This window comes from Streptomyces sp. NBC_00234 (genome assembly GCF_036195325.1).
In the GTDB taxonomy this organism is placed as follows: Bacteria; Actinomycetota; Actinomycetes; order Streptomycetales; family Streptomycetaceae; genus Streptomyces.
Genome location: NZ_CP108101.1, coordinates 6,432,010 through 6,447,167 on the forward strand (window position 1 = coordinate 6,432,010; position 15,158 = coordinate 6,447,167).

Here is a 15,158-nt window from a genome sequence, read left to right on the forward strand (position 1 = left end):
AGCACGATGACGGAGGCCACCTGGACGGCCAGACCGGAATGAATCCGATGCAATGGAGCAAAGGAGTCGAATCCGTGACACTGGCGACCGCAACGGAGCGGTCCGGACATAACGGTCCACGCGGCGGACAGCCCGGCCGGGAACGCCGGGCCGGACGGGAACGGCGGACCGGACGTGACCGGGCCGCCTGGTTCCTGGTCCTGCCCGCCCTCATCCCGATCCTGGTCCTCAGCGTCGGACCGCTGCTCTACGGCATATCCCTGGCCTTCACCGACGCGCAGTCCGGCCGCACCCGGTCCACCCAGTGGATCGGCGGGCTCAACTTCCAGGACCTGCTGCACGACGCGCTCTTCTGGGACTCGTTCCGGATCGGCCTCCTGTGGGCGGTCGGTGTCACCGTCCCGCAGTTCGTGCTCGCCCTGGGCCTCGCCCTGCTGCTCAGCCAGAACCTGCGTATGCGCTGGCTGGCGCGAGCGCTGGCGATCATTCCGTGGGCGATGCCCGAAGTGGTCGTCGGCATCATGTGGCGGCTCGTCTACAACCCCGACGCGGGCATCCTCAACGAGACCATCCGCGATCTCGGGCTCGGCGACGGCCGGGACTGGCTGACCGGCCTTGCCACCGCGCTGCCCGCCGTCATCGTCGTCGGCGTCTGGGCCGGCATGCCGCAGACCACCGTCGCGCTGCTCGCCGGACTGCAGAACACCCCGCACGAACTCCACGAGGCGGCGGCCCTGGACGGCGCGGGGGCCTGGCGCCGCTTCCGTACGGTGACCTGGCCGGCCCTCAGGCCGGTCGCCCTCGCCATCACCGCGCTCAACTTTATCTGGAACTTCAACTCCTTCGCGCTGGTCTACGTCCTGACCAACGGCGGCCCCGGTGGCCGCACCCGGCTGCCGATGCTCTTCGCGTACGAAGAGGCGTTCCGGTACGGCCAGTTCGGCTACGCCGCCGCGATGGGCTGCGTGATGGTCGCGGTGATCTCCGTGATGCTCGCCTGCTATCTCGTCGGCCGTCTCAGGGGAGGCGAGGACACGTGAGCCTCCGTACCAGCAGATCCGCCCGCGCCGGGCAGTACGCCGCGCTGCTCTGCTACCTCGTCTTCCTGGCGTTCCCGTTCGCCTGGCTGATCTCCACGGCGTTCAAGCCCGCCCGCGAACTGGGTTCGCTGCACCCGACCTGGATTCCCGAGCATCCGACCCTGGACAACTTCCGGCAGGCGTTCGACGAACAGCCGCTGCTCCAGGCCGCGGGCAACTCCCTGGTCGCGGCCGTCTCCGCCGCTCTGATCGCGGTTGTGATCGCCACACCCATGGCTTATGTGATGGCCCGCCACCGCGGCAGGCTGTCGAACGCCGCCACCGGCTGGGTCGTGGTCAGCCAGGCGTTCCCCTTCGTCCTGGTGATCATCCCGCTCTTCCTGATCCTCAAGAACCTGCATCTGATCAACTCGTTGTGGGGGCTGGTCATGGTGTACGTCGTCTGGTCGCTGCCGTTCGCACTGTGGATGCTGGCGGGGTACGTGCGTGCCGTGCCGCCCGAACTGGAGGAGGCGGCCTCCGTCGACGGCGCGGGAAAGCTCCGGACCCTGGTCTCCGTGACCGCCCCGCTGCTCGCCCCGGGCATCGTCGCCACGGCGCTCTTCGCGTTCATCACCGCGTGGAACGAGTTCTTCTTCGCGCTCGTCCTGCTCAAGACACCGGAGAAGCAGACCCTGCCGGTCGTCCTCACCCACTTCCTCGGCGCGGAGGGCGTGGCCGACCTCGGGCCCCTCGCCGCCGCGGCCTTCCTCGCCACCCTCCCCTCCCTCGTCCTCTTCGCGGTCATCCAGAGGCGGATCACCGGCGGTATGACGGCCGGGGCGGTGAAGAGCTGATGCGCGCACTCACCCGTACCGCCGCCGTCGTGGCCACCGCGCTGACCCTGCTGCTCAGCGGCTGCTCCGGCGGCGGGGAGCGGCCGGACGGCACGATCAGGCTGAGCTTCCAGTCGCTGGCCTGGCAGAAGGAGTCCGTCGAGGCCAACAAGCAGCTGGTGAAGGAGTGGAACGCGGCCCACCCCGACATCCAGGTGGACTACGTCCAGGGCAGCTGGGACAACGTCCACGACCAGCTGCTCACCTCCTTCGAGGGCGGTGAGGCGCCGGACGTCATCCACGACGCCTCCGACGACCTCGCCGACTTCGCGTACGGCGGCTACCTCGCCGACCTGCGCACTCTCCTGCCGGACCGGCTCACCGCGGACATTCCGGAGCAGTCCTGGCGCACCACCACGTTCGACGGCGGGGTCTACGGCGTCCCGTTCCTCCAGGAACCCCGGGTCCTGATCGCCAACACCAAGATCCTCGCCTCCTCCGGGGTGCGCATCCCGACCCCGGAGAAGCCGTGGACCTGGCCGGAGTTCCGGCAGATCACCAAGGAACTGACGGGCAAGGGGCGGTACGGGATCGCCTGGCCGCTGAAGGAGCCGGTCTCCGTCACCCTCAACCTCGGCCTCTCCGCCGGAGGGCAGCTCTTCCACCGGGGCGCGGACGGCAAGGTGACCATCCGCTTCGACGAGGGTGACCAGGTGATCCCCGGAACCGTTCACGACCAGGTGACCACCGACCGCAGTGCCGCGCGGACGGCGCTGGGCATGGGCGGCTCCGACACCCTTCCCGGATTCTTCGGCGGCAGGTACGCCATGGTCCCGCTGGGCTTCGCCTACCGGCAGCAGATCGTCGAGCAGGCACCCGAGGGATTCGAGTGGACGGTCCTGCCCGCCCCGGCCGGCTCCGACGGGCTCGCCCAGGGGGTGAGCCCGCAGACCCTTTCCGTGGCCGAGGACAGCCCGTACAAGAAGGAGGCGATGCGGTTCGTCGACTTCCTGCTGCGGCCCCCGAACATGGTCCGGCTGGCCAAGGGCGACTGGATGCTCCCGACCGGCACCGAGGCCCTCGCCGACCCCGCACTGCACACCGCCGAGAACGGCTGGTCGACCGGTACCGCGCTGGCGAAGGCACTGCGCCCGGCGCCCGCCCAGTCCGTACGCGGCTACCCCGAATGGAAGGACAAGGTCGCGACCCCCGCCCTCCAGGAGTACTACAGCGGGGCGATCGGCACCGAGGAGCTGAGGAAACGCCTGGTCGAGGACGGCAACCGGGTCCTGGCCCGCTACCAGCGCTGAGCGGCCCGCGCCTATTGAGTGGACGAGACGTCTCGTCTTGCCTAGGGTGAGCGCATGACGGAATCCCCGCGTGCGCACATCGCCATGTTCTCCATCGCCGCCCACGGGCACGTGAACCCGAGCCTCGAAGTCATCAGGGAACTCGTCGCCCGCGGGCACCGCGTCAGTTACGCCATCCCCGCTTCGTTCGCCGAGAAGGTCGCGGCCACCGGAGCCGAGCCGGTGCTCTACACCTCGGTCCTGCCCGTCGACGACGACCCGGAGGCATGGGGCACCGAACTGATCGACAACATCGAACCGTTCCTCGAGGACGGCATCCAGGCGCTGCCCCAGCTCGTCGCCGCCTTCGAGGGGGACGAGCCGGACCTCGTCCTGCACGACATCACCTCCTACCCGGCCCGCGTCCTCGCCCACCGCTGGGATGTCCCCGCCGTCTCCCTCTGGCCCAACTTCGTTCCCTGGGACGGGTACGAGAAGGAGGTGGGCGAGCCCATGGCCGCCGGCCTCAAGCAGACCGAGCGGGGCAGGGCCTATTACGCGCGCTTCGACGCCTGGCTCGCGGAGAACGGCCTGGGCGAGGTGCCGGCGGACGACTTCGTGTCCCGTCCGCGCCGGGCCGTCGTCCTCATCCCGGAGGCGCTCCAGCCGCACGCCGACCGGGTGGACCGCACCGTCCACACCTTCGTCGGCGCGTGCCAGGGCGACCGGGCCGACCAGGGGGAGTGGCGGCGCCCGGCCGGCGCCGAGAAGGTCCTGCTGGTCTCCCTCGGCTCCTCGTACACCAAGCAGCCCGCCTTCTACCGCGACTGCGTCGAAGCCTTCCGTGATCTGCCCGGCTGGCACGTGGTGCTCCAGATCGGCGCCCACGTCGATCCGTCCGAACTCGGGGACGTACCCGCCCATGTGGAGGTGCACTCCTGGGTGCCGCAGCTCGCGGTGCTCAGGCAGGCGGACGCCTTCATCACCCATGCGGGCGCCGGCGGCAGCCAGGAGGGGCTGGCCACCGGCACGCCGATGGTCGCCGTTCCGCAGGCCGTCGACCAGTTCGCCAACGCGGACATGCTCCAGGGACTCGGTGTCGCCCGGCATCTCCCGATGGAGGAGGCGAACGCCGGGACCCTGCGCGAAGCCGTGCTCGCCCTCGTCGGCGATCCGCAGGTGGCGGCCAGGTCGGCGGCCGTGCGGAAGCGGATGGCGGAGGAGGGCGGCACGCGGCGGGCCGCCGATCTCATCGAGGCCGAACTGCCCGCGTGACGAGGGGCCCGCGGGCCCGGTTCAGCAGGCAGGGGTGCAATCAGGCCGTCTCCACTCGCCGTTCGGCGAGCCCGGAGGCGGCCTTTGCTTTCCGCGGGGCGGTCGCACCCGGTCATCGCGAGGCAAGATCCCTGCGCATAAAGGCAGTTGACGGCTGTGTCCGACTTGGCCGGGCGTGGCCGATTTCTTATTACGAAACCTTGTTGAGTAAGTCACAGCTGCATGAAGGTCTTGATCTGAGCGTGTCAATCGGTCAGGGTTTCGAGCCAGCCCCCGGAGATCTTCCGGCCGAGGGCCAATCCCCCCACAAAGAATGACGAGGAGATCCCTCTTCATGGCAACTCACAAGCGCGCACGCCGGATCAAGCTGACCGCGGCCATCACCGCGGTGGCGGCGGCAGCCGGAGTCACCCTTCTCTCCACCTCGTTCGCGGGAGCCGCACCGGCACCCGCGACGGGCACGGTCTACGGCGCGGACGCGGCAACAGCCGTCTCCGGCAGCTACATCGTGATGCTGGACGAGAAGGCGGACAAGGCGAAGCTGGCCCAGGAGTACGGCGGCAAGCTCAAGCGGAACTACAAGTCCGCGATCAACGGCTTCTCCGCCAGCGGCCTGTCGAAGAACGAGGCCGAGCGGCTCGCCGCCGACCCGGCCGTCGACAAGGTCGTCCAGAACAAGAAGTTCACGATCAACGCCACCCAGGACAACCCGCCGTCCTGGGGTCTCGACCGGATCGACCAGGCCGAGACCGCCGGTGACAAGGCGTACACCTACCCGGACGCCGCCGGTGAGGGCGTCACGGCGTACGTCATCGACACCGGTGTCCGCGTCACGCACAGCGACTTCGAGGGCCGCGCCACGTCGGGCTTCGACGCCGTGGACAACGACGACAACGCCGACGACGGCAACGGCCACGGCACGCACGTGGCCGGCACCATCGCCGGAGCCGCCCACGGAGTCGCCAAGAAGGCGAAGATCGTGGCGGTCCGGGTGCTCGACGACTCGGGCTCCGGGACCACCGAGCAGGTCGTCGCGGGCATCGACTGGGTCACCGCGAACCACCAGGGCCCGTCCGTCGCCAACATGAGCCTCGGCGGCAGCGCGGACCCCGCGCTCGATGCCGCGGTGCAGAAGGCGATAGCCGCCGGCGTCACCTTCGGGGTGGCCGCCGGGAACGAGTCCAGCGACGCCGGCGAGGGCTCGCCCTCCCGCGTCCCGGAGGCCATCACGGTCGCCTCGTCCACGGTGGACGACGAGCAGTCGTCGTTCTCCAACTTCGGTTCGGTCGTGGACATCTACGCCCCTGGATCGGACATCACGTCGGCGTGGAACGACAGCGACGACGGCACGAAGACCATCTCCGGTACGTCCATGGCGACTCCGCACGTCGTCGGTGCCGCGGCCGTCTATCTGGCCGGACACCAGGACGCCACTCCGGAGCAGGTCGCGACGGCGCTGACCGAGGGGGCCACCCCCGACGCCATCTCCAACGCGACCCAAGGCACCGCGAACAAGCTGCTGAAGGTCGTCGAGTAACCGACCGTGAGCAGTGGCCGGGCGGCGGTCGGCAACCGCCGCCGCCCGGCCGCACCGAATCCGCGACCGCCGCGCCCTCCCCCACGGGGCGCGGCGGTCGCTCCGGCCGGGAGCATCGTCCTATGGTGTGCCCATGACCACGACGTACACGGTTTCCCCGCGGGGAACCGATGCGAGGCGGCCACACGGGTGCGGTGGAATCGTCCTGACAACCCGTGGCCGGAACGCCCCTGCGGAACCTGTGGAGATGACCCGTGACTGAACCGTCGCCCGCCGTGGCAGCAGCCATCGACGGAGAGCTGCGGCTCCTCGATCCGGTGGTCCGTGCCTCCGCGGACCTCCTTGTCTCCCTGCTCCACCCCGAGTTCCGCGAGATCGGCACCAGTGGACGGCTCTGGAACCGGGATTCGATCATCGCCGCCCTGACCGCCGTCGACGCCCCGAGCCCCGGCCCGCTGACGGCGTCACGGATGCGGGGCGTCCAGCTCTGCACCGACCTCGTGCACCTCACCTTCGACACCGAGTCCAAGGGCCTGCACTCCCACCGCAGTTCCCTGTGGCGGCTGACCGGGGACGGCTGGCTCCTCTTCTTCCACCAGGCCACGCCGTACGTCGACGATCCGTTCGCCGAGGTCTGACCTCCCTGTACGCCCCCGCCTCCGGCCGGACCGGTCGGAGGGGGCGGGACTCCCCGCCGCGAGAGGTTTAGGTTAGCCTTGCCTTCGTTTTGGCTGGAGGTGCGCGGTCGGGAGTCTCGTTTCCGACGCTCCGGGGATCCCGAGGGGGAAGGCGAGTGGGGGCTGACACGCCCGGGCGCGGCATCATCCGCCGCGCCGTCGCGGGGCAGCGCAGGGACGTCGTCGTCGGCTCCGTGCTCGGCGCGGCCCACCAGACCGGCGAGGCACTCGTCCCGGTACTGATCGGTCTCGTCGTCGACCGTGCCGTCGTCGACCCGGACGGCGGGGCGCTCGCGCGCTGGCTCGTCGTCCTCGCCCTCGTCTACGCGATGCTCTCGTTCGGATTCAGGTTCGGTGCCCGAGCCGGTGAACGCGCCGCCGAACAGGCCGCGCACCTGCTGCGCCTGGACGTCGTACGCCGGGTACTGGCACCGCACGGCGGGGCGGAGGCGGGGCGGCCGGCCGGCGCCCTGGTGAACGTCGCCACCGAGGACGCCCGCCGCGTGGGCGCCGTGAACATGGCCCTCACCCTCGGGATCGCGGCCGTCGTCGGCGTAGTCGCGGGCGCGGTGCTCCTGCTGCGGGCCTCCGTCCCGCTCGGGCTGCTCGTCCTGGTGGGCGCCCCGGTCCTGATGGCGCTGGGCCACTTCCTCGCCCGGCCCCTGGAACACCGCAGCGAGGCCGAACAGGAACGGGCCGCCCACGCGTCCGGAGTCGCCGCCGACCTCGTGGCGGGAGTCCGCGTACTCAAGGGCCTGCGCGCCGAACGCGCCGCAGTCGACCGCTACCGGCACACCAGCCGGGCCTCCATGGCGGCCAACGTGCGCGCCGCCCGGGCCGAAGCCCTCCAGAGCGGCCTGATGCTGACGCTCACCGGCCTCTTCATCGCCCTGGTCGCCCTCGTCGGCGCCCGCCTCGTCCTCAGCGACTCCATCGGCCTCGGCGCCCTCGTCTCCGCCGTCGGACTCGCCCTCTTCCTGCCCGGACCGATCGGCATGCTGGCCTGGGTCGGCGCCGAGTTCGCCAAGGGACGGGCGTCCGCGGCCCGGATCGCCGACGTGCTCGCCGCACCCGGGGAGTCCACCGGAGGCACCGGGATGGTCGCCGTGCCCGTACGCGGAGAGCTGCGGCTGCGCGGACTCTCCCACGACGGACTCACCGGACTCGACCTCACCGTCGAGCCGGGCGAACACCTCGGTGTCGTCGTCACCGACCCCGGCCACGCCGCCGCACTCCTGAACTGCCTGGCCCGGCGCGGCGACCCGGCGGCCGGCACCGTCGAACTCGACGGCATCCCCCTCACCGGCCTGGACCCGGACTCCCTGCACGCGGCGCTCCTGGTGGCCGAACACGACGCGCAGCTCTTCGACGGCACCCTCCTGGACAACGTCACCGCCGCCGCGCCGCCGGGAGCCGACCCGCTCCCCGCGATGACCGCCGCCGCGGCGGACGAGGTCGCCGCGGCCCTGCCCGGCGGCACCGCCGCTCAGGTCGGCGAGCGCGGGCGCTCCCTCTCCGGAGGCCAGCGCCAGCGCGTCGCCCTCGCCCGGGCCCTGGCGGCCGACCGCCACGTCCTGGTCGTCCACGACCCGACCACCGCGGTGGACGCCGCCACGGAGGCCCGCATAGCCACCGGCATACGGACCGCCCGGACCGGCCGCACCACCGTGCTCGTCACCAGCAGCCCCGCCCTGCTCGCCGCCACCGACCGCGTCGTCCTCATCGACGGCGGCACGATCACGGCCCGCGCCACCCATCAGGACCTGGTCCGCGACAACTCCGTCTACCGCGCGGCGGTGCTCACATGACCACGCCCCCCGACGGCAGGGAACTCCTGCCCGTCGCGTCCGCCGCCCGCACCCGGGCCGCGCTGCGCACCCTCGTACGTCCCGACCGGGGCCGGGCCGTCGCCGGACTCGGTGTCCTGATCGCGGCCACCGCCGTCGGCCTCCTCGTCCAGCCGCTCCTCGGTCACGTCGTCGACATCGTTGCCGAGGGCCGCCCCGCCGCGGCGCTCACCCAGCCGGTTCTCCTGCTCGTCCTGGTCGCGGTCGTCCAGGGCGTCACGACGACGGTCGGGCTGACCCAGGTGGCCCGCCTCGGCGAGACCGTCCTGGCCCGGCTGCGCGAGCAGTTCGTCGAACGCGTCCTCACCCTCCCCGCCGACCGGCTGGAACGCGCCGGGGCCGGCGACCTCACCGCCCGCGTCACCGGCGACGTCGCCCGGGTCGCCGAAGCCGTCCGCTCCGCCCTGCCCGAACTGGCACGCTCGGTCCTCGCGATCGTCCTCACCCTCGGGGCGCTGGCCCTGCTGGACGTACGGTTCCTGCTCGCGGCCCTCCTCGCCGTCCCCGTACAGGCACTCACCGCCCGCTGGTACGTGCGCCGCGCCGTCACCCTGTACGCCGACCACCGGGTGGCCAATGGCGCCCAGCAGCAGCAGCTCCTGGAGACCATCGGCGGCGCCACGACCGTACGGAGCCACCGGCTGGAGCGGCAGCACACCGAGCGGGCGGCCAAGCGCTCCGGCGCCGCCGTCGAGCTGACGATGCGCGCGGTCCACCTCGTGCTTGGCTTCTACGGGCGCCTCCACATCGCCGAGTACATCGGCCTGGCGGCGGTCCTGGTCACCGGGTTCGTACTGGTCGGCGACGGTGCCGTGTCGGTGGGTACGGCCACGGCCGCCGCCCTCTACTTCCACAGCCTGTTCGGGCCGGTCAACGCCGCGCTCGTGCTGCTCGACGACGCCCAGTCGGCGGCGGCCGGACTCGCCCGGCTCGTCGGAGTGACCGACCCCGGCGGCGAGGGGACGCGGGACGCCCCGCCGGCCGCCCACCTCCCGCGGCAGCGGACGACGTCCGCCGCGGCGGCGGCCGTCACCGTCGACGCGGTCAGCCACGCCTACGGCACCGGACGCCCCGTACTGCACCAGGTGTCGCTGACCCTGGCACCCGGCGAGCACGTCGCGCTGGTCGGCACCAGCGGGGCCGGGAAGTCCACGCTGGCCCGGCTGGTGGCCGGCGTCCAGCAGCCCACCGAAGGAACCGTCCACGTCGCGGGCGCCGCCGAGGGCCCCTCCGTCGTCCTGGTCACCCAGGAGGTCCACGTGTTCACCGGCACCCTCGCCGAGGACCTCCGGCTGGCCCGGCCCGCCGCCACCGACGAGGAACTGCGCACAGCGCTGTCCACCGTGAACGCCCTGGCCTGGGCCGAGGCCCTGCCCGACGGGCTCGGCACGGTCGTCGGCGAGGGCGGCCACCGCCTCGACGCCGCCCGCGCCCAGCAACTCGCCCTCGCCCGGCTCGTCCTGGCCGACCCACCGGTCGCCGTGCTCGACGAGGCCACCGCCGAGGCGGGCAGCGCGGGCGCCCGCGACCTGGAGCGCTCCGCGCAACAGGCCCTCGCCGGACGGACCGCGCTCGTCGTCGCCCACCGGCTCACCCAGGCCGTGGCCGCCGACCGGGTCGTCGTGCTCGACGGCGGCCGGGTCGTCGAGAGCGGCACGCACACCGAACTCCGCGACGCGGGCGGGCCGTACGCCGCCCTGTGGCGGGCCTGGTCCGGCAGCCGGACCGCACCGCACCCCTGATCACCCGGCGGCCCGGCCCGGACACACCGCCGTACCGACCCTCCCCGACGTACCGAACCCACCGAAGGACTCCGTCATGTTCCGCTTGTTCCAGCGCACCCGGCTGACCGCCGTGGCAGCGTCCGCCCTGCTGATGTTCTCGGTGGCCGCCTGCGGCTCCGGCGACGGCGACGACGGCGGGACGGCCGACGGCGGCTCGGCGAAGAAGGGGGCCTTCCCCGTCACCCTGACGCACAAGTACGGCAGCACCACCGTGAAGTCGGAGCCCAAGCGCGTCGTGACCGTGGGCCTGTCCGACCAGGACGCCGCCCTCGCCCTCGGCACGGTCCCCGTCGGCACCACCGAGTGGTTCGGCGGCTACCCGGGCGCCATCGGCCCCTGGGCCCAGGACGCGCTCGGTGGCAGGAAGGCGCCCACCGTCCTCAGGGACACCGGCACCGGACCGCAGGTCGAGAAGATCGCCTCGCTGCGCCCCGACCTGATCCTGGCCCTCTACTCCGGCCTCACCAAGGACCAGTACCGCACCCTCTCCAAGATCGCCCCGGTCGTCGCCCAGCCCAAGGACCTCCCGGACTACGGCATCTCCTGGCAGGACCAGACCGAGGCCGTCGGCAGCGCCCTCGGCAAGGCCGACGAAGCCACCGCGCTCGTCGCGAAGACCGAGAAGCACATCGCCGACGTCGCCGCGGAGCACCCCGAGTTCAAGGGCGCGAGCGCCGTCATGGCGACCCCGTACGAGGGCACGTTCGTCTACGGAACCCAGGACAACCGCTCGCGTCTCCTGAACTCCCTGGGCTTCGCGCTCCCCACCGACCTGGACAAGGTCATCGGTGACGCCTTCGGCGCCAACATCAGCAAGGAGCGCACCGACCTCCTGGACACCGACGCCGTCGTGTGGCTCGTCACCGACGTGGCCAAGGACGGCAAGAAGCTGCACGCCGACCCGCTCTACGGCGACCTGAAGGTGGCCAAGGAGGAGCGCGAGGTGCTGGTCGACTCGAACAGCGACTTCGGCAACGCGGTCTCGTTCGTGAGCCCGCTCAGCCTCCCGTACACCGTCGACCGTCTGGCGCCCCTGCTCTCCGCGGCCGTCGACGGAAAGCCCGCCACCAAGGTCACCGCGCCGGCCTCCTGACCGGCCGGATCACCGACCAGCCCCTGTGACCCGCCCCCTGTGACCCGCCCGTGAGGAACCCGGACCGTGGAGCAAGCCCCGTGACCCGCCCCGCCCGATGGCGCCCCGCTCTGCTCGTGGCCCTGCTCGTCGCCGCGCTGGTGGTGCTCGGCCTGCTGTCGATCGGTCTCGGCGCTCTGCGGATCCCTCCCGGCCAGGTGATCGACGCGCTGACCGGCCACCCGGCCAGTGAGCGGATCGAGGACATCATCTGGTCGGTGCGCGTTCCCCGTACGGCACTCGGGCTCGCCGCGGGTGCCGCGCTCGGCCTGTCCGGCTGCGTGATGCAGGCGCTGACCCGCAATCCGCTGGCCGACCCGGGCATCCTGGGGGTGAGCGCGGGGGCGGCCTTCGCCATCGTGCTCTCCGCCGGGGTGGCCGGGATCGGCTCGCTGTTCGGCTACATCTGGTTCGCGTTCGCCGGGGCCATGGCCGCCAGCGTCGTGGTCTACCTGTTGGGGCGGCTGGGACGTTCCGGGCCCACCCCGGTGAAACTGGCGCTCGCCGGAATCGCGGTGACGTCCGTACTGTCCTCGCTGACCAGCGCCGTCGTCCTCACCGACCCCGACGCGCTGGACCGCTTCCGGTTCTGGTCGGCCGGCTCGCTCGCCGACCAGGAAACCTCCACGGTCCTGAGCATCCTGCCCTTCCTGGGGGTCGGGGCCCTGCTCGCACTGGCGAGCGCCCCGGCCCTCAACAGCATCGCCCTCGGCGACGACGTCGCCGCCTCGCTGGGCCGCCGGCTCGGCCTCGTCCGGCTCCAGGGCGTGCTGGCCATCACCCTGCTGACGGGCGCCGCCGTCGCGGTCATCGGCCCCGTCGTCTTCATCGGCCTCGTCGTCCCGCACGTCGCACGGGTCCTCGCCCAGTACGCCGGAATCGGCCCCGACCACCGCGCGCTGCTGCCCCTGTCCGCGGCGCTGGCCGCCTGTCTGCTGCTCGCCGCCGACATCCTCGGGCGGGTGATCGCCAGGCCCGTCGAGGTACAGGCCGGGATCATCGTCGCCTTCATCGGCGGACCGTTCTTCATCGCCCTGGTCCGCCGGCGCAAGCTCGCGGAGGTATGACCATGACCCCCCGTGCCCGTCCCGCCCCGGCGGACGACGCCCAAGTACCCGCCCCGCGCGCCTCCGTGGGCGGGCGGCCGTTCCGGCTGGCCAGGCCGCCGGTCTCCGGCATCCTGCACCCGCGGCAGCTCGCGGTGACCGCGGCCCTCGCCGTCGCCGTGTTCCTCGCCCTGTGCTGGGACGTGTCGGTCGGCGAGTACGGCATCCCCCTCACCGATGTCGCCCGGGCGCTGCTGGGATCCGGCGACGCCGGCACCCTGCTCGTCGTCCAGGAACTGCGGCTGCCCCGGGCCATGGTCGGGCTGCTGGCCGGCATCGCGTTCGGAATGTCCGGCGCCCTGTTCCAGACCATGACCCGCAACCCGCTGGCCAGCCCCGACATGATCGGCCTCACCCAGGGCGCCGGGACCGCCGTGGTGGCGGGCATCGTGCTCGGCTGGGACTTCGGGCCCGGCACCCAGGCGCTCGGCCTCCTCGGCGCGCTGACCAGTGCCCTCCTCGTCTACGGGCTCGCCTGGCGGCGCGGCACCACCGGCTACCGGATCATCCTGGTCGGCATCGGCGTGTCCTGGATCTGCCTCAGCACCACCGACTTCCTCCTCGCACGGGGCGGCAGGTTCCAGGCGCAGGAAGCCCTCGGCTGGCTCGTCGGCAACCTCAACGGCCGCGACTGGCAGCAGGCCGGACCCCTCGCCGCAGCCCTCGCCGTGCTGCTGCCCGCCGCCCTGCTGATCGGCCGTCTGATGCGGACGCTCCAGCTCGGCGACGACGTCGCGACCGGGCTGGGCACCCGTGTACAGACCGTGCGGTTCGTCGTCCTGCTCACCGGCGTCGGCCTGGTGGCCTTCGCGACGGCAGCCGCCGGACCGATCGCGTTCGTCGCGCTGGCCGCTCCGCAGATCGCCCAGCGGCTGTGCCGCACGGCCTGGCCGCCGCCCCTGGCCGCCGGACTCACCGGCGCCCTCGTCGTCCTCGCGTCCGACGTCGTCGCGCGCGAAGTGATCCCCGGCACCGAACTGCCCGTGGGGATCGTCACCGGTGTGCTCGGCGCCCCGGTACTGCTGTGGTTGCTCATCCGCGTCAACCGCGCGGGCTCAGGAGGCTGAACCGATGTCCGACGCCGAACCCGACCTCCGGGCCGAGGGCCTGCACCTGGGCTACGACGGCCGTCCCGTCGTCACGGACCTCGACCTGGCCGTGCCGCCGGGCCGGGTCACCGCGATCGTCGGCGCCAACGCCTGCGGCAAGTCCACCCTGCTCAGGGCGCTGGCCCGGCTGCTGGCCCCGCGCGAAGGAGCCGTCCGGCTGGACGGCCGCGCGCTGCACTCCATCCCCACCCGGGAACTCGCCCAGCAGCTCGGCATCCTCCCGCAGTCACCCGTCGCCCCCGAGGGCCTGACCGTCATCGACCTGGTCAACCGGGGACGTTCGCCGCACCAGACCTGGTGGCGGCAGTGGACCAAGGCCGACGAGCAGGCGGTGCACGACGCCCTGGAGGCCACCGGCACCACCGACCTGGCCGACCGCGCCGTCGACGAACTCTCCGGCGGACAGCGCCAGCGGGCCTGGATCGCGATGGCCGTCGCCCAGGGCACCCCGGTCCTGCTCCTCGACGAGCCGACGACCTATCTCGACCTGGCCCACCAGATCGACGTGCTGGACCTGGTCACCGACCTCAACCGCCGCGAGGGCCGCACCGTCGTGATGGTGCTGCACGACCTCAACCAGGCGTGCCGGTACGCGGATCACGTCATCGCCATGAAGGCGGGCCGCATCGTGGCCGAGGGAGCACCCGAGGACGTCATCACGGCCGCGACGGTGGAGGACGTCTTCGGACTGCGCTGCCAGGTCACCGCGGACCCGGTGAGCGGCACCCCGCTCGTCATCCCGGTCGGCCGGCACCACACCCCAGCAAAGGCATAGGGCCCCGCGAAAGCGGGGTCAGGCGCTGAGCGCCGTCCGCCGTTCGGACCGCGCCGCGTCGTAGCGGTCCACCAGCAGCCGGGCCAGTTCCGGCGCGGCGCCCAGGACTCCGGCGAGCACATCCGCGCCGGCCTCCGCCGCACCCGCGGCGATCCGGTCCGGCAGACGGCCGGGCGCGATGACGTACGGGGCGACCGCGACGCGGCGCACCCCGTCGGCCCGAAGGGCCCGCACCGCGTCAGCGGTGCGGGGAAGAGATGCGGAGGCGAACGCAGGCCGCACGGCGCACCAACCGGTGTGCCGCAGCTCCCGCGCGATTTCAGCGATCACTGCGATCGCCTCCGGGTCCGTGGAGCCCGCCGAGGCCAGGACGAGCCCGGTCGAGCCCTTGTCGCCGGGGGAGACCCCGGCCTCGTACAACCGCTGTTCCAGCGCCGCGTTCAGGAGCGGCGAAGGGCCAAGGACCTCGGCCTGCCGGACGCGCAGCCGCGGCAGACGTGTCCGGGCCTCGCGCAGCACCGACGGGATGTCGGTCTTGGCGTGGAAGGCCCGGGTGAGGAGCAGGGGCAGGGTGACGACGTCCTGCGCACCCTCGGCGGCCAGGCGTTCCAGCACCCGGGGCACCGAGGGCGCGTTGAACTCCAGGAAGCCCGTTTCCACGCGCAGCCCCGGCCGCAGCGCCCGTACCCGCTCGGTGAGCGCGTGCACGGTCGCCGCGTGCCGCGGATCGCGGCTGCCGTGGGCGACGACGAGGAGGACGGGGGACGGCATA

General features: G+C 72.5%; 13 protein-coding genes. 12 read left to right on the forward strand and 1 reads right to left on the reverse strand.

Annotation, left to right across the window (positions count from 1 at the left end; translation table 11 throughout):
- Nucleotides 1-47 precede the first annotated feature (47 nt).
- The 12 genes from OG230_RS28265 to OG230_RS28320 all read left to right on the forward strand — a co-directional run bounded on the left by OG230_RS28265 (nucleotide 48) and on the right by OG230_RS28320 (nucleotide 14,386).
- On the forward strand, nucleotides 48-1,040 hold the full coding sequence (locus tag OG230_RS28265; RefSeq protein WP_443051394.1) for a carbohydrate ABC transporter permease: 993 nt from the start codon (nucleotides 48-50) through the stop codon (nucleotides 1,038-1,040).
- Entirely contained in the window at nucleotides 1,037-1,876 is an 840-nt protein-coding gene (locus OG230_RS28270) for a carbohydrate ABC transporter permease (RefSeq protein ID WP_328906546.1), read from the forward strand. Before OG230_RS28265 ends, OG230_RS28270 begins: the two co-directional genes overlap by 4 nt.
- The gene (locus tag OG230_RS28275; protein ID WP_328906547.1) at nucleotides 1,876-3,165 is read left to right on the forward strand and encodes an ABC transporter substrate-binding protein; all 1,290 of its coding nucleotides are present in this window, start codon (nucleotides 1,876-1,878) and stop codon (nucleotides 3,163-3,165) included. The genes OG230_RS28270 and OG230_RS28275 overlap by 1 nt, the downstream gene beginning before the upstream one ends.
- Nucleotides 3,166-3,219: 54 nt before the next feature.
- Nucleotides 3,220-4,419 carry a macrolide-inactivating glycosyltransferase gene (mgt, locus tag OG230_RS28280; RefSeq protein ID WP_328906548.1) on the forward strand — a complete coding sequence of 400 codons (1,200 nt, stop codon included), beginning with the start codon at nucleotides 3,220-3,222 and terminating at the stop codon, nucleotides 4,417-4,419.
- 334 nt (nucleotides 4,420-4,753) lie between these two features.
- Nucleotides 4,754-5,956 (forward strand): S8 family peptidase, encoded by a 1,203-nt coding sequence (locus tag OG230_RS28285; RefSeq protein ID WP_328906549.1) that lies wholly within the window; start codon nucleotides 4,754-4,756, stop codon nucleotides 5,954-5,956.
- A 254-nt stretch (nucleotides 5,957-6,210) separates the two neighbouring features.
- On the forward strand, nucleotides 6,211-6,594 hold the full coding sequence (locus tag OG230_RS28290; protein WP_328906550.1) for a nuclear transport factor 2 family protein: 384 nt from the start codon (nucleotides 6,211-6,213) through the stop codon (nucleotides 6,592-6,594).
- A gap of 155 nt (nucleotides 6,595-6,749) precedes the next feature.
- A complete protein-coding gene (locus OG230_RS28295; RefSeq protein ID WP_328906551.1) occupies nucleotides 6,750-8,441 on the forward strand; it encodes an ABC transporter ATP-binding protein in 1,692 nt (563 codons plus the stop codon).
- Nucleotides 8,438-10,222 (forward strand): ABC transporter ATP-binding protein, encoded by a 1,785-nt coding sequence (locus OG230_RS28300; protein WP_328906552.1) that lies wholly within the window; start codon nucleotides 8,438-8,440, stop codon nucleotides 10,220-10,222. The genes OG230_RS28295 and OG230_RS28300 overlap by 4 nt, the downstream gene beginning before the upstream one ends.
- A gap of 76 nt (nucleotides 10,223-10,298) precedes the next feature.
- Entirely contained in the window at nucleotides 10,299-11,357 is a 1,059-nt protein-coding gene (locus OG230_RS28305; RefSeq protein ID WP_328906553.1) for an iron-siderophore ABC transporter substrate-binding protein, read from the forward strand.
- An 80-nt stretch (nucleotides 11,358-11,437) separates the two neighbouring features.
- Nucleotides 11,438-12,463 carry a FecCD family ABC transporter permease gene (locus OG230_RS28310; RefSeq protein ID WP_328906554.1) on the forward strand — a complete coding sequence of 342 codons (1,026 nt, stop codon included), beginning with the start codon at nucleotides 11,438-11,440 and terminating at the stop codon, nucleotides 12,461-12,463.
- Between the two features lie 2 nt (nucleotides 12,464-12,465).
- The gene (locus tag OG230_RS28315; protein WP_328906555.1) at nucleotides 12,466-13,569 is read left to right on the forward strand and encodes a FecCD family ABC transporter permease; all 1,104 of its coding nucleotides are present in this window, start codon (nucleotides 12,466-12,468) and stop codon (nucleotides 13,567-13,569) included.
- 4 nt (nucleotides 13,570-13,573) lie between these two features.
- Nucleotides 13,574-14,386, forward strand: coding sequence for an ABC transporter ATP-binding protein (locus OG230_RS28320; protein WP_328906556.1), 813 nt, complete (start codon nucleotides 13,574-13,576; stop codon nucleotides 14,384-14,386).
- An 18-nt stretch (nucleotides 14,387-14,404) separates the two neighbouring features.
- On the opposite strand, the gene OG230_RS28325 is transcribed toward OG230_RS28320, so the two are convergent.
- Nucleotides 14,405-15,157 carry a sirohydrochlorin chelatase gene (locus OG230_RS28325; RefSeq protein WP_328906557.1) on the reverse strand — a complete coding sequence of 251 codons (753 nt, stop codon included), beginning with the start codon at nucleotides 15,155-15,157 and terminating at the stop codon, nucleotides 14,405-14,407.
- Nucleotide 15,158 lies beyond the last annotated feature (1 nt).